13 protein-coding genes are annotated in these 13,668 nt (G+C 60.9%); 3 read left to right on the top strand and 10 right to left on the bottom strand.

Annotation, left to right across the window (positions count from 1 at the left end; genetic code table 11):
• Positions 1 to 290 precede the first annotated feature (290 nt).
• On the bottom strand, positions 291 to 722 hold the full coding sequence (locus ACYVHT_RS18635) for a hypothetical protein (protein WP_460555477.1): 432 nt from the start codon (positions 720 to 722) through the stop codon (positions 291 to 293).
• 72 nt (positions 723 to 794) lie between these two features.
• The gene (locus ACYVHT_RS18630) at positions 795 to 1,586 is read right to left on the bottom strand and encodes a DUF547 domain-containing protein (protein WP_460555474.1); all 792 of its coding nucleotides are present in this window, start codon (positions 1,584 to 1,586) and stop codon (positions 795 to 797) included.
• Between the two features lie 415 nt (positions 1,587 to 2,001).
• Here ACYVHT_RS18630 and ACYVHT_RS18625 point away from each other — a divergent pair, with 415 nt between their 5' ends.
• The 3 genes from ACYVHT_RS18625 (at position 2,002) to ACYVHT_RS18615 (ending at position 5,021) form a co-directional block, all read left to right on the top strand.
• Positions 2,002 to 3,333, top strand: coding sequence for an NAD(P)/FAD-dependent oxidoreductase (locus ACYVHT_RS18625; protein ID WP_460555471.1), 1,332 nt, complete (start codon positions 2,002 to 2,004; stop codon positions 3,331 to 3,333).
• A 28-nt stretch (positions 3,334 to 3,361) separates the two neighbouring features.
• Positions 3,362 to 3,592, top strand: a complete 231-nt coding sequence (locus ACYVHT_RS18620) for a hypothetical protein (protein WP_460555468.1) — start codon at positions 3,362 to 3,364, stop codon at positions 3,590 to 3,592.
• 67 nt (positions 3,593 to 3,659) lie between these two features.
• Entirely contained in the window at positions 3,660 to 5,021 is a 1,362-nt protein-coding gene (locus ACYVHT_RS18615) for a 4Fe-4S binding protein (protein WP_460555465.1), read from the top strand.
• Between the two features lie 71 nt (positions 5,022 to 5,092).
• On the opposite strand, the gene ACYVHT_RS18610 is transcribed toward ACYVHT_RS18615, so the two are convergent.
• The 8 genes from ACYVHT_RS18610 to ACYVHT_RS18575 all read right to left on the bottom strand — a co-directional run.
• A complete protein-coding gene (locus ACYVHT_RS18610) occupies positions 5,093 to 5,962 on the bottom strand; it encodes a nucleoside phosphorylase (RefSeq protein WP_460555463.1) in 870 nt (289 codons plus the stop codon).
• 102 nt (positions 5,963 to 6,064) lie between these two features.
• Positions 6,065 to 7,015 (bottom strand): rhodanese-related sulfurtransferase, encoded by a 951-nt coding sequence (trhO, locus tag ACYVHT_RS18605; RefSeq protein WP_460555460.1) that lies wholly within the window; start codon positions 7,013 to 7,015, stop codon positions 6,065 to 6,067.
• Between the two features lie 104 nt (positions 7,016 to 7,119).
• Complete coding sequence (locus ACYVHT_RS18600) at positions 7,120 to 7,752, bottom strand: LbetaH domain-containing protein (RefSeq protein ID WP_460555457.1); 633 nt, start codon at positions 7,750 to 7,752, stop codon at positions 7,120 to 7,122.
• Positions 7,753 to 7,822: 70 nt separating this feature from the next.
• Positions 7,823 to 9,178, bottom strand: coding sequence for a hypothetical protein (locus ACYVHT_RS18595; RefSeq protein ID WP_460555454.1), 1,356 nt, complete (start codon positions 9,176 to 9,178; stop codon positions 7,823 to 7,825).
• Entirely contained in the window at positions 9,175 to 10,476 is a 1,302-nt protein-coding gene (locus tag ACYVHT_RS18590) for a DUF2851 family protein (protein ID WP_460555451.1), read from the bottom strand. Before ACYVHT_RS18590 ends, ACYVHT_RS18595 begins: the two co-directional genes overlap by 4 nt.
• 3 nt (positions 10,477 to 10,479) lie before the next feature.
• The gene (locus tag ACYVHT_RS18585; RefSeq protein WP_460555448.1) at positions 10,480 to 10,941 is read right to left on the bottom strand and encodes a hypothetical protein; all 462 of its coding nucleotides are present in this window, start codon (positions 10,939 to 10,941) and stop codon (positions 10,480 to 10,482) included.
• Between the two features lie 57 nt (positions 10,942 to 10,998).
• On the bottom strand, positions 10,999 to 11,643 hold the full coding sequence (locus ACYVHT_RS18580) for a LolA family protein (protein WP_460555445.1): 645 nt from the start codon (positions 11,641 to 11,643) through the stop codon (positions 10,999 to 11,001).
• A gap of 171 nt (positions 11,644 to 11,814) precedes the next feature.
• Positions 11,815 to 13,668: DNA translocase FtsK (locus ACYVHT_RS18575; protein ID WP_460555442.1), on the bottom strand; the 1,854-nt coding region annotated here is incomplete at its 5' end.

The raw sequence follows: 13,668 nt of genomic DNA, 5'->3' as shown, positions 1-13,668 counted from the left end.
GGGACGTTAAAAGGAAAATGAATGGCCATGCCTACCTGCAAATACTTTCGCTACTAAAGCCAGCTTTCCAAATAGGCTGCGCAAGTTAAGCTTTTGTGGCGTTATTCATCGCGGGGCTTCCTCTTTTAATGCAAATTTTTTTCAAGCTGACTGCATTCTATTCTGATGCCATCCTACCCGGATATTCCAAATCCCAACCATAAAAAAGCAGCACGGGGCCGAATCTCCGGCCGGGGCTGGATATTCGGCCCCGTGCGGAGGCGCTTGCACAAGGAGAGTCGGGCTCCTATCTATTCATTGCCAATGCTTTCACTGTCGCCAGCAGACTTGGCCGGGCCGCTGGGAGCTTTTTCGCCAAATTCCTGGTCGCGGGTCCGTAGGTTATGGTCCAGCTCAAAGCTGCCCTCGGCTTCGAACCCCGGGCCCTGGGCCTGCTCGCCAGCGCTGGTGTGGTCGTTGCCGCCCTGCGGGCTGGTTTCGGAGCCCCCGATGTGCAGGTTTTCGAGCTGGTCTTTCTGATTGCTGCGCTGGGTATAGCCGTTGGGACCGGTGTTGCGGGCAGCCGTGGGGTCGTTGCTGGTTTTGCCGTTGCTCTGGCTCTGCTGGTACTCCTGCTGCTTTTCCAGCTCTTCGTTGCGGGCAAAAGCCTTATTATTTTCAGCTTCAGTGCTTTCGTCCTGGCTGGAATTGGTACCGTTGTCGGAATTCTTATCGGGAATCATGGGCGAGGGGCTCAAGAGATGGGAAGTAGCTGATTTACGCAGCCTTCCGCTTTCCGTTACGCCCGGCAATGCTTATTTGCTGGCCACGGTTTCAGCATTGAGAGGTTTCTGGTCATTCAGTGTCCAGTTGTAGGAATAGTATTCTACTGCATACCAGGTAGGTACGCGGTGCTCTTTCCGAAACTGGTTTACGTACATCACCCCGGTTTTGCCGCTCGCACTGAAATCGGTTTCGTACCACTTGAATATCTCGGGCAGGCGCACCATTTTGGTGGCATCGTCCACTTTCACGTAGTTAGGGTCGAGCAGGGCAAACTTGGCCTGGTTGTTCAGCTGCACAAACAGCAGTTTGCCTACGTAGGCGGTGCGATTCAGCCGGGGGCAGCTATTGGTGCCGCACACCAATGCAAAATGCAAACGTGGGTCGTCGTAGATTTTACGTAGCTTATCGGTTTCAATCTGGTCAAGAGTCAATTGCTCACCACCTACCCGCATGCGGGTACGATTGAAAAATCCGGGCATGTTCTGCACCGACGTAAGCGGGTAATTACGTACAATCTCTCCGATTACCAGAATGTTATACGCATTCAGGTAAAAGGCATACTGGTCGGCCATCTCTGCCTTTTTCACGTCGAAGTCGGCAATGTCGCTCAGCAAGGCATCCAGCAGCTCTGGGTTGCGCTGAATGGCCGCGTAGTTCACTTTGCCCTCCCGGTTAACAAACTTCTGCAGAAACAAAGTAGTTTGCGCCGTGATGCCTGCCGCCGTGATGGGGTCCGGCACAGCTCCCAGCACCGAGTTTCCAATTGCCAGGCTCAACAGCAGCATTGCCCAGAACTTTCCGAAAGCGTAGAAGGATTTCATAAGGAGCATTAAATGATGGGATGGGTAAACGGTTGATAAACTTACTATAGCCGCTGGTTTGTGGATTTATATTTTTCTAATCTTCCCATATTGAAACAACGCCTACGCGCTGATTTCTGCATTTTTTGAGTGCATAGGGTATTATGCCAATTTATTTTCCCAAAAATAGTCTGACCGTTTCGTCGATTAACTGTTAAATGGCGTTGTTCACCGTCAGAATACCGGCGTTGGCCGCAGAATTATTGTCTCGTTTTTATAACTATTCGAATAGACCCGGCATTTCCTTCCGGCAAATCCCATCTTCCTGCGTCACCGCCGGGCTTGCGCAAGCATTGAAGAGCGGCGGGGCCGACGAGCCCACTGGCGGGCGCATTTCCGGCTACATTTGAGGACCTGTAATCTCCATTTCTGATTTATGCATCTGGTCATCGTTGGCAACGGCATTACGGGCGTGACCTGTGCCCTCACCGTGCGGCGGCTCCGGCCCGATGCCCGCATCACCCTGGTATCGGACGAAAGCGCATACCACTACTCCCGACCGGCGCTCATGTACGTGTACATGGGCCACCTGCGGTCCCAGGACATAGCCCCCTACGCAGCGTGGTTCTGGAGCGAAAACCGCCTGGCCCTGGTGCACGCCACCGCCATTGCGCTGGACACGGCACCGCGCCAGCTCAGGCTGAATGATGGCACGACGCTGCCCTACGACCAACTGCTGCTCGCCACCGGCTCGCAAAGCCGGCGGTACGACTGGCCGGGCCAGGACCTGGCGGGCGTGCAAAGCCTGTACGGCCTGCCTGATTTGGAAGCCATGACGCGCGATACCCACGGCATCAGCCGGGGGGTAGTGGTGGGCGGCGGGCTTATTGGCGTAGAGCTGGCCGAGATGCTGCACGTGCGGGGCATCGAGCCGGTGGTGCTGGTGCGCGATGCCCACTACTGGGCCTCGGTGCTGCCGCCCGAAGAAGCCCGGCTGGTAGATTATCAATTTCGGGAAAACCAGGTTTCGGTACGCTACAACACCGAGCTGGGCGAGATTCTGGGCGATGACAGTGGCCGCGTTCGGGCCGTGAGAACTACCGCGGGCGAAGAAATTGCCTGCCAATGGGTGGGCCTGGCCACGGGCGTGGCCCCCAACGTGGCGCTGGCCAAGACTGCTACGCTTGAAACCGACCAGGGCATTTTGGTGGACGAATACCTGCGCACCAGCGTGCCCGGCGTGTATGCGGCCGGCGACTGCGCCCAGCACCGCCAGCCGGCGGCCGGCCAGGTTCCCATCGAGCAATTGTGGTACACCGGCCGCATGCAGGGCGAAACCGTGGCGCACACCATTTGCGGGCAGGCTACCCCCTACCGGCGGGGCGTGTGGTTCAATTCGGCCAAATTTTTTAACCTTGAATACCAGACCTATGGCCAAGCTCCGGCTACGCCCGTGGCTGGCCTGGATAGCTTTTACTGGAGTCATCCTGACTGCCGGGCGGGGCTGCGCGTTTATTTTCAGGCCGATGCACCACACGCAGTGGTGGGCTTCAATGCGCTGGGCCTGCGCCTGCGCCAGGCCGTGTGCGAGCAGTGGATTCGGGCAGAAACGCCGGTTGCGACGGTGATGGCCCAGCTGGGCGCGGCTAATTTTGACCCGGAGTTTGCCCCGCAGCACGAAGCGGCCATTGTCAGGGCGTTCAACCAGCAGTTTCCGCAGCAGCCGGTGGCGCTCCGGCAACGTAAAGGGTTATTTGCCCGGCGCTAGCGGGCGGCTTCACCTCAATCTTTCTCCCGTGGACTTCTCCAAACTTTATCGGCCCTCGGCCCTCAACAGCTTTCAGTTCATTGCCGTCACGGGCCTGCTGATGAGTGCGGGCGCCCACCTGATTCTGCATTTCTTTGTGGGGCGCACGCCGGCGGGGTTCAGCTGGCTGTATGTGTGCTGGACGGGGTTTTACATCATAGGTACCCTCATCAACTTTTTCGGTAAGCCCGATGAGCCCCACCACCACCACCATCATTAAGCCTGCCGGCTGCCAGCTGCCTATCGCCCCGGCTACGTAGGTGGGCCAACGCTTTACGTACTCCTCTATGCTTCCAAAGCTTGCTGCTCCGGTGCCGCCCGCCACGCCGGCTACCGAGAAGCTGTCCCTGGCCATTGTCGCGGCCGGCTTTCTGGCGCTCCTGCTGGCCCTGACCGATGCCGACCCCAGCCGCCGCCAGCAGTGGTTTTACCTGGCCGTGGGCCTTGTAAGCACTGGCACGCTGGCCTGGAGCTGGCGAGCGTTTGGCAGGCAGCCGGCGGGCGTGCAGCACAACCATTTGTGGCTGCGGGCCAGCACTGCGCGGGGCGCGGTGGCCTGGGTCACGGGGCTGGTGCTCACGGGGTTTTACGTGGTGCTGTACTGGTTCAGCGGAGACGATGGCCACGGCCGCTTCGGGCCGCTCAACAACCTGGTTCACGCCCTCGATGGCTTCAGCCAAGCCCTGCGCGGCCGGCCGGCCGACCAATGGTTTCTCTACGGCACCTTCTACACGCTGGCCGTGCTGCTGATGGGCTGGCGGGCGCTTTGGAAATACCGGCACGTCCGCTACCAGCTCATCCGCACGGCTTCGGTGATGTTTTTTCAGCTGGGCTTTGCCTTTCTGCTGCCGGGGCTGCTGCAGGCTTTTCAGCAGCCGGAATTCTACTTCACCTACTTCTGGCCGCTGAAGTACGACTACCTGTTTCCCGGCACCGTGACTTCGCTGCTGAAGAACGGCGGGCTGGGCGTCTTCATGGTGTTCTGGGGCGCGGTAATGTCGTTCGTGGCCACGCCGGTGCTCACCTACTTTTTTGGGAAGCGCTGGTACTGCTCGTGGGTGTGCGGCTGCGGCGGCCTGGCCGAAACCGCCGGCGACCCCTACCGCCAGCTGTCCGACAAAAGCCGCGCTGCCTGGCGCTGGGAAGTACGCCTCATCTACCCTATTCTGGGACTGATTATCCTCATTACGGCGCTGCTGTGGGCGCATTTTGCCACCGGCGGCACCTGGCTGGGCCAGGCCGGAAACGTGGCCGCGCAATGGTACGGGTTCGCCATTGGCTCGGTGTTTTCGGGGGTGATTGGGGTGGGGTTTTACCCCATCATGGGCAGCCGGGTGTGGTGCCGGTTTGGCTGCCCAATGGCGGCCTACCTGGGCCTGCTGCAAAAGCATTTTTCCCGGTTCCGCATCAGCACCAACGGCGGGCAGTGCATCTCGTGCGGCAACTGCTCCAACGTGTGCGAGATGGGCATAGACGTGCAGCAGTATGCCCAGCGCGGCGCCCCCGTGGTGCGGGCCTCGTGCGTGGGCTGCGGCCTGTGCAGCACGGCCTGCCCGCGCGGTGTGCTCAACCTGGAAAACGGGCCGCGGGCCGGCCGCACCCAGGCTTCCCCGCTCATTCACGCCGACTCGCTGCGCATTCTTTCCTGAGGTCGGGCAGAAAGCAAAAGCCGAAGCGTGCGACGACGCTTCGGCTTTTAACTGCTTCATCCACAGCCAGGCTACAGCCGCTGCAAGGTGCGCTCAATCAGGGCATCGACTACCGCCCCGGCGTTTTCGGCAAACTCGCCGGTGGCGCGGTTGGCCACAATGGCGTTCAGCGACAGCACCTCGTGGCCCAGCAGGCGGCCCAGGGCGTAGTAGCCGGCGGTTTCCATCTCAAAGTTGCTGAGCCGGAACTCGCCTTCGCCGCTGTGGTGGCGGAAGTTCTGGAGGCGGGCAATGTAGTCGGGCTGGCGCAGCGGCAGGCGCAGGCTGCGGCCCTGCGGCGCATAAAAACCGGGGCAGGTGAGCGTGTTGCCCATCACCATGCCCGCGCCAAGCTGCTCGCGCAGCAGGTCGGAGCCGCGCACCACGTAGGGCGCGAAGGGCAGCGCCAGCGTTTGCTGCAGCTCGGTGGCAATCTGGGTTTCGAGGCCGGTTTCCATCAGCGGGTAAAACTGCGCGAGGCTGTCGAGGCCCACGGCGTGCTCGGTGGCCAGCAGCGCGCCGATGGGCACATCGGCCTGCAGGCTGCCGCTGGTGCCGAGGCGGATGATGCGCAGGCTCATGCGCTCGGCTTCGGGCCGCACGGTGCGGGCCAGGAAGTCGATGTTCACCAGCGCATCCAGCTCATTCATCACGATATCAATGTTATCGGTGCCCATGCCGGTGCTGAGCACCGTCAGGCGTTTGCCCCGGTAGTAGCCCACGTGCGTCACAAATTCGCGGTGCGAGCCTTCGAACTCGATGGAGTCGAAATGGCGGCTCACCTGCGCCACCCGACCGGGGTCGCCCACGGTGAGGATGGTATCGGAAATGTGGTCGGGCAGCAGGTTGAGGTGGTAAACACTGCCGTCGGGGTTGAGAATGAGCTCGGAGGCGGGAATCATTTTGAACGAGGAATGAAGAGTGAGGAATGAAGAATTTATTGCCGAAATAAGGGACAGAAAAACTGGCTATGCGCCAATTCTTCATTCCTCATTTTTCATTCCTCATCGCGATTTAGCGTAGGACGAAAAGCCCTGCGCGGGGTGGTAGTGGTTGCTGAGCTTGGGGTAGGCCCCGGTGCCGTCGTAGGCGCGCTTATCGGGGTTGGTGGCGCAGGCTTCGGAGCAGGCCCCCTGCAGCTGGTCGCCGCAGGCTTCGCAGAGCGGCAGGTGGGCGTTGCAGTGCGGGTTGGCGCAGTTGATGAGGCGGTTGCTGGGCTGCCGGCAGTGCTGGCACAGCGAAATCACGGTGGGGTTGATGCGGTTTACATCTACGGCCACGCGGTTGTCGAACACGTAGCACTGGCCGTCGAAGTCCTCGCCCCCGGTTTCGATGCCGTACTTGATGATGCCGCCGTGCAGCTGGTACACGTTTTCGAACCCCTGCTCCAGCAGGTAGGCGCTGGCTTTCTCGCACTTCACGCCGCCGGTGCAGTAGGTCAGAATCTTCTTGTCCTTGAACTCCTTGAGGCGCTCCACGCGCTCCGGAAAGTCGCGGAAGTTTTCCATGTCCAGCGTCACGGCGTTTTTGAAGCGACCAAGGTTGTACTCGTAATCGGAGCGCACATCCACCACCACCACGTCGTCGCGGTCCTTCAGGGCTTTAAACTCTTCGGGCGACAGGTGCTGGCCGGTTTTCTCGTGGGGCCGCACGTGGTGCAGGCTGCTGTGCACGATTTCCGGCTTCACCCGCACGTGCAGCTTCTGGAACGTGTGGCCCGCCACTTCGTCAACCTTGAACTCCAGCGCGGCAAAGCGCGGGTCGGCTTTCACGGCCGCCATGTAGGCCGCGCAGCTTTCGCGGGTGCCCGACACGGTGCCGTTCAGCCCCTCGGCGGCCACGATGATGCGGCCCCGCAAATCCAGCCCGAGGCACAGGCGGTGATGGTCGTCCCGAAACTGCTCCGGGTTATCGAGGGGCGTATAGCAGTAATAAAGAAGAACCTGAAACGACATGTCTTAATGAGGAATTAGGAATGAAGAATGAGGAATTAGTGGGATTGAACATGCACGAGGCTGTATCAATTCTTGGTTTCTCGTTCTTCATTCCTCATCAAAATTTACACTTTCACGGCCGGGTTGCCGAATACGGTTTGGCCGTTGGGCACGTCGGCGACCACCACCGAGCCGGCCCCGATGCGGGCTTTATCGCCGATTTTGATGCCGGCCACCACCACCGCGCCAGCCCCGATGAAGGCCAGCTCGCCCACCTGCACATCGGCCCCGAGCAGGGCCCCGCTGCCCAGCTGGGCAAAGCTGCTCACGGTGGCACGGGCTTCCACCACGGCGTTGGCCCCCACCAGGCAGCCGTCGCCGAGGGTGGCCGTGGCGGCTACCACGGCATTGGGGCCCACGTAGTTGCCGTGGCCCAGGGTGGCGTGGCTCGAAACGCTGGCGCGCTCGTGAATGGCGTTGACGGGCACGGCTTCGTACTCCGAGCGCAGCATTTCGGTGAGGCTGCGGCGGCTCGCCGTGTCTTCGGTGGCCACGAAGACCTCGCACTTTTTGCCCAGCAGCTTCAGCAGCTCGCCGTCGTCGGTGTTGCCCATCACGGGCACGTCGAGCAGCTCAGTGCCCTGCAGCTTTTTGTCGTCGTCGAGCAGGCAATAAACAACGACATCGTTGGAGAGAAAGGCGTCGAGGGCGGCGGTGCCCACGGTTTGAGCGCCAAGAATGATAACAGGGTTTTCCATGAACAAACGAACGGGATTGCGCTTGGGCGCGAGGCAGAATCACCTCATGACAACCGAGCGGGCCACAAAGTTACGCCACCGGCCGGGCCGGGCTTTGGTGACCACTGGCCGGGCCTGCAATTTCCGGCCGGGAGCGCGCCAGCCAGCGCAGCCCGGCCGCCGCGTAGTCGTTTTGCAGCAGCAGCAAAACGAGAAAGGGAATCATCTCGCTCCGGTAGCGGCTCAGCAGGCCGTAAATCGGGGTGGTCAGCCCAATCAGCATGGCCAGAATCAGGCAGAAAGTCGCCAGCCCCAGCGTCCAAACGAAAGGCAGGCTGCCACTTCGCCCCCGCAAGGTGGCGACGATGGCCAGAACTATCAACCCCAGCAACGCCAGGTTTTCGAGGCTGGCGGCAATGTACATGGGCTGCCGGGCCTCGCCCAGCCACGGCCGGGTGAAGGTATTGAGCGCCGCCAGGGGGGCGTGCGCCGCAATGCTCCCGACGGTAGGCCGCAGGTTGGGGTAGGTGAGATGGGGACGCCCGGCAGCGTGCGAAATTTCATCGGCATACACCCGCACCACCTGATTGGTAAATTTATTGACGCGAAACGCCACGCTGAACTGCGGAGCCAGCCACAGCCCGGCCCCCAGCACCACGGCCACCGCCAGCGCCTGCCCCCAGGTTCGCCGCGCCAGCCCCACGCGCTGCAAGCCGTGCGCCAGGCCAATGCCCAACAGCACGCCCAGCAGAGGCATGGCAAAGAAATACCGAATGTAAAAGTGCAGCGCAGCGAGGCCGGCCGTGCCCAGCCACCACCCCGCCCAGTCACGGACGGTCTTCCGGTCGGGGGCGCCATACAGGGCTCGCACCACCTGCGCGACCAGCCAGGCCCCGCTGCCCAGCAATACGGCTTCTTTGCTCAGGCCCGTGTTCCAGAACCAGACCGTCGGCCACAGCACGAAGGCAACCGCGCCGGCACCGGCGGGCGTGCGGGGCAGGCGCTCAGCCAGGGCACGCACCAGCTGCCAGCAGCCCACAAATGCGAACAAGCTCAGGTACAATCCATTGAGCCAGCCGATACCCAGCGATGCCAGATTCAGCAGCGCCAGCAGCTTTATCAGAATCCAGGTATTGGAGGTGCTTTGATACACTGCCTGGTAGGTGCTGAACTGAAAGGTAACCACCGCCCCCGTAAACGCTTGCCAGAAGGCGGGCCAGTCCGTCCACAGCCGATTGGTGAGGTATTTCCCCATCCGGTTCATATAGGAAGCATCGAGTTGCAGCGACCAGTTGCGGGCCAGGCCCACTCCTACCCGCAGCACCAGCCCCAGGGCAAAAACGCCTCGCCATGGGCCCGCCCCGGCCCAGCGCCATTGCCGCCGCAGCCACGGCAGTAGCAGTGCCAGCAGCCCGGCATTCAACAAAAAAGCCACCGCGAGCTTCATCGGGCCAGTCGCGGTTGCTGCACCAGCCGGCTGCCAATGGCGCAGTGCAGGCAGCGGCGCGGGGCGCAGTAGCTCTTGTGCAATGCCAGCAGCCCCTGCGAGTCGGCCGCCGTGCGGTGGGTGAAGCCGAGGGCCTCGTACGCATCGGTGTATTGGTTGTGCTCGGCTGGCAGCTCGGCCAGCAGGGCAATGCTGCTTTCCACCACTTCGGGCTTGTCCACGTAGCGGGCGTAGGCCACACGCAGCGGCACCACTACGTTGGTGATGAGCAGGTCGATGCTGGTTTTGCCCAGGCCCGGGACTTTGCCCGCCCGGCCTGGCCGGAAGTGCGTGCGCCAGTAGTCCGGCGCGGGGGCCTGGAAAAACTCCGTCAGCGCGGCTACGCTCTGCGCAGTCAGCAACGCATCGAACAGGGCTGGCCGCACGTGCAGCAGGCCCACGAGCTGGCCCAGGCGCACCGGCGGAAAGTTGGCCGGCCGCAGGCGCAGGTAGTTCCACTCGTGCACGGCCAGGGCCGCCGCGCCCAGGCTGTATTTGTGCCGCAGAAACTCGTGCTCCTGCCTCAGGTCCCGGATGTACTCATCACTCGCCGTTTCCTCATTTTCAACCAGAAAACCAGCCTGGCCAAACAGCAAGGCTTCGAGCTGGCGGCGGTCGTGCCGGTGCCGGCGAAGCACGGCCAGCGGCAGGGCTTTGGCCAGGCGGGCCAGCGGCTCACTGTTTTTCTGGAAGCCGAAAGCGGCCATCAGGGCGTGGTAGGCGGTGGCTTCCCAGTCCTGCCCCAGGGCCTGGTGCAGCGCCATAATGGCATCGGCCTTGCGCTCCACGCGCTCCAGCAGGGCCCGCTCGGCCATCATGGTTCTGCTGATTTCGGGCACCAGATTTAGCAGCGGAGCACAGGGCAGCGGGGCCGCTGCCGGCGCTTCTACCAGGGCCGTGTAGCGGGCCAGCAGCTCCGGCGTAAGGCGGGCTTGCAACGCCAGCGCCGGGATGCGACTGCCGTTGGTACGGGCCACGTCGACATCGTGGCTGCCCACGACGTGTAGAATCACCTGGTCGTATTTGGGGTCGGTCTGGTGGTTGTGGCGGTTCCAGTCCGAGGCCCGCAGGTGAATTTCTACGGCCCCGTTCCACTCCACTTCGCCCAGGCGCAGGCGCGCGTTCAGGAAATCGGGGCCGGCATCGGCATTGCGCTGGCCGGGGCGCAGCACCTGAATTTCCTCGCCTTCAGCCGTGCGCAGGTCCGCTTTGTCAAAGTATTGGTGCTGCCACACGTAATGGAGGAAATCTTCGCGCATATCCTACTCAGATAATTCCGAAAGCCGGTCATAAGTCATATGGTCCTGCACAATTTCTGCAAAGACTATTGACTTTTCAGCTACAACATAAGGTTGGTAATAATATTCTACCTCTTCTTTCATCAGAAGCTTCATTTGCAATGCATCTAGCTTAGTTGTATCCTTAATAGCCCTATAGAGCACATCATTGCACACAACACCCCCAAGGATTGAATCGAACCGTAACCTCACTTTGATTACCGCTTCTAAAGCCGTTGCAAGCTCCCGCGCATTCGGATATTCTTCTTCCCAACTCAACAATAGCTGTCTAACCTCTCCTTCTTTGTCTAAAATAACAGCGAAAGGATACAACGCCCCTGTCTTACGCATGAAATACTGGGCTTTTTCCGCTACGTAACTTACTAATTGAAGCCGTGCATTCATTTCACAAGGATATTGACAAAAAGCCACATTATCGATAATCATAAAAACAGCCCGCCTCTTTCGAAGCGGGCCGTTTCCATGTAATCGGTTATTAACTTATTACCGCAGGTCCACCACCTTCACGCCCTTGTACTTCGCCTTATCGAAGGCAAAGGTGCCGGCATCGGTGGGCGGGTTGGGCTTGAAGTTTTTGATGAGGAAAGTGTACTGGTTGCCGTTCTTCTTAAACATCTGCCAGCTTTTCACCGACGCATCCTTTTTCCGCACCTTCAGGCGCACCTTGAACACGTCATTCTGGCGGTTCTCGGGGGCCAGCTCAATTACGTCGAGCGGCTCACCGCTTTCCGTCACCTGCTGCACGTAGGTGTATTTGTAGCCCTTTTTATACATCGTATAAATCTGGGAGGGCGACATTTCCTGCGAGTCCGGGTCCGAATCGGAGATGTTTACCTCGTTTTCGTTCTTCAGGTACGTCCAGGTGGTTTTGCCGTCGTTGATGACTTCCTGGCCGCTGATTTTCAGCCGGAATTTCTGGCCGCTCACGATGATGTCGCCGTTAATGTTCTGCTTCACCTTGGCGCTGGGGTTTTCCAGCGTTTGGGTGAAAGCGGCCTGAAACGCTTTCAGCGCCTGGTACTTGGCGCTCATCTGGTCAAGAATCTTACCAGCTTTGGGGTCCTGCTGAGCGGCGGCGGGCAGGGCCAGCGTAGCCGCAAACAACAGAAGGGAGAGGGATTTTTTCATTATAGAGAGAAGGGTCAAAAGGCGCTTTTGCGGGCTTGGAAAGCCTGATACGGATTTCGTTTAACAAACGTCCGGCCAAAATGCCAATGAAGCGTCAATGAAGAAAAAAAATGTCGCCTGCGCTTCCGGCCGGTGCACATGCAAGGCAAGTGTTGGAAGCCGAAGCGTAGGCTACTTCATCGAGTTGAGCAGCTGCTCCAGCTGGTATTCGTCGGGAATGAGCACGTCGCGCGCTTTGCTGCCCTCGAAGGGTCCCACGATGCCGGCGTGCTGCAACTGGTCGATGAGGCGGCCGGCGCGGTTGTAGCCCAGCTTGAGCTTGCGCTGGAGCAGGCTGGTGCTGCCCTGCTGGTGCAGCACAATGCAGCGGGCCGCTTCCTCAAACATGGTGTCGCGCTCCGAAGGGTCCATTTCCTCGTTGCCGCTGCCGGCGTCGCCGTCGGCCCCGGCCACTTCGGGCAGCAGGTAGGCGTCGGAGTAGCCCTGCTGCTCGCCGATGTAGTCGCAGACGCGGTCTACCTCCGGCGTGTCGATAAAGGCGCACTGCACCCGAATCAGGTCGGAGCCAGCCGAGAACAGCATGTCGCCCTGGCCGATGAGCTGGTCGGCCCCGCCCGTGTCGAGAATGGTACGCGAGTCGATTTTGCTGGTCACCTTGAAGGAGATGCGGCAGGGGAAGTTGGCCTTGATGATGCCGGTAATCACGTTCACCGAGGGGCGCTGCGTGGCCACGATGAGGTGGATGCCGATGGCGCGGGCCAGCTGCGCGAGGCGGGCAATGGGCGTTTCCACTTCCTTGCCGGCGGTCATCATCAGGTCGGCCAGCTCGTCAATCACCAGCACGATAAAGGGCAGGAAGCGGTGGCCTTTCTTGGGATTCAGGCGGCGCTCGATGAACTTGGCGTTGTACTCCTTGAGGTTGCGGCAGCCGGCTTCTTTCAGCAGGTCGTAGCGCCGGTCCATCTCCATGCACAGCGAGTTGAGCGTGTTCACCACCTTCTTCGTGTCGGTGATAATGGCCTCGTCGGTGTCGGGCAGCTTGGCCAGGTAGTGGCGCTCAATCTTGTTGAAGATGCTCAATTCCACCTTTTTGGGGTCAACCAGCACAAACTTTAGCTGGGCCGGGTGGCGCTTGTAGAGCAGCGAGGCCAGAATCACGTTCAGGCCCACCGACTTGCCCTGGCCCGTGGCGCCGGCCATGAGCAGGTGGGGCATCTTGGCCAGGTCGGCCACGAATACCTCGTTGGTGATGGTGCGGCCGAAGGCGATGGGCAGGTCCATTTCGGTCTTGGCGAACTTCTCCGAGCCCAGCACCGAGCGGATGCTCACCATCTCCTTCTTCGTGTTCGGCACCTCGATGCCGATGGTGCCCTTGCCCGGAATGGGCGCAATGATGCGGATGCCGAGCGCGGCGAGGCTCAGGGCAATGTCGTCTTCCAGGCTCTTGATTTTCGAAATGCGCACCCCCACTTCGGGCACAATCTCATAGAGCGTGACGGTGGGCCCGATGGTGGCCTTGATGCTGGCAATGCCGATGCCGTAGTGCCCCAGCGTCTCCACGATGCGGTCCTTGTTGGCTTCGAGCTCCTCCTTGGTCACCTGGGCTTTGGGCGTGCCGTAGTCGTTGAGCAGTTCCAGGGTGGGAAACTGGAAGCGGGCCAGGTCCAGCGTGGGGTCGTAGTTGCCGGCCGGCATGGCGTCGGCGTCTTCGTCCTCATCGGCCACGGCGGCGATGTCGGCCCCGGCGTTGGGGTCGAGGTCGTCGCGGCCGGGCACCGTAATTTCCAGGGATTTGGGGGCCTGCGGGCTGGGGGACTTGGGTTCCGGCAGGTCGCCGTCGGCCAAATCGGCCAGCGAAAGCGGCGTGGGAATGGTGGAAACGGGCACAGCCGCAACCTCCGGCTCGGCCACCGGCATTTCGATGGAAAACGCGGGGCCGCTGACGGCCAGCGGCACGGCCGCCGCCGCCGATGCCAGCCCGGCAGCGGTGCCCGTGGCCGCCGTAGCTGCCGCCGTAGCCGGCAC

The organism is Hymenobacter daeguensis (assembly GCF_054780555.1).
Note: the sequence above shows the minus strand (reverse complement) of the source record. Positions and strands in the feature narration are given on the sequence as shown.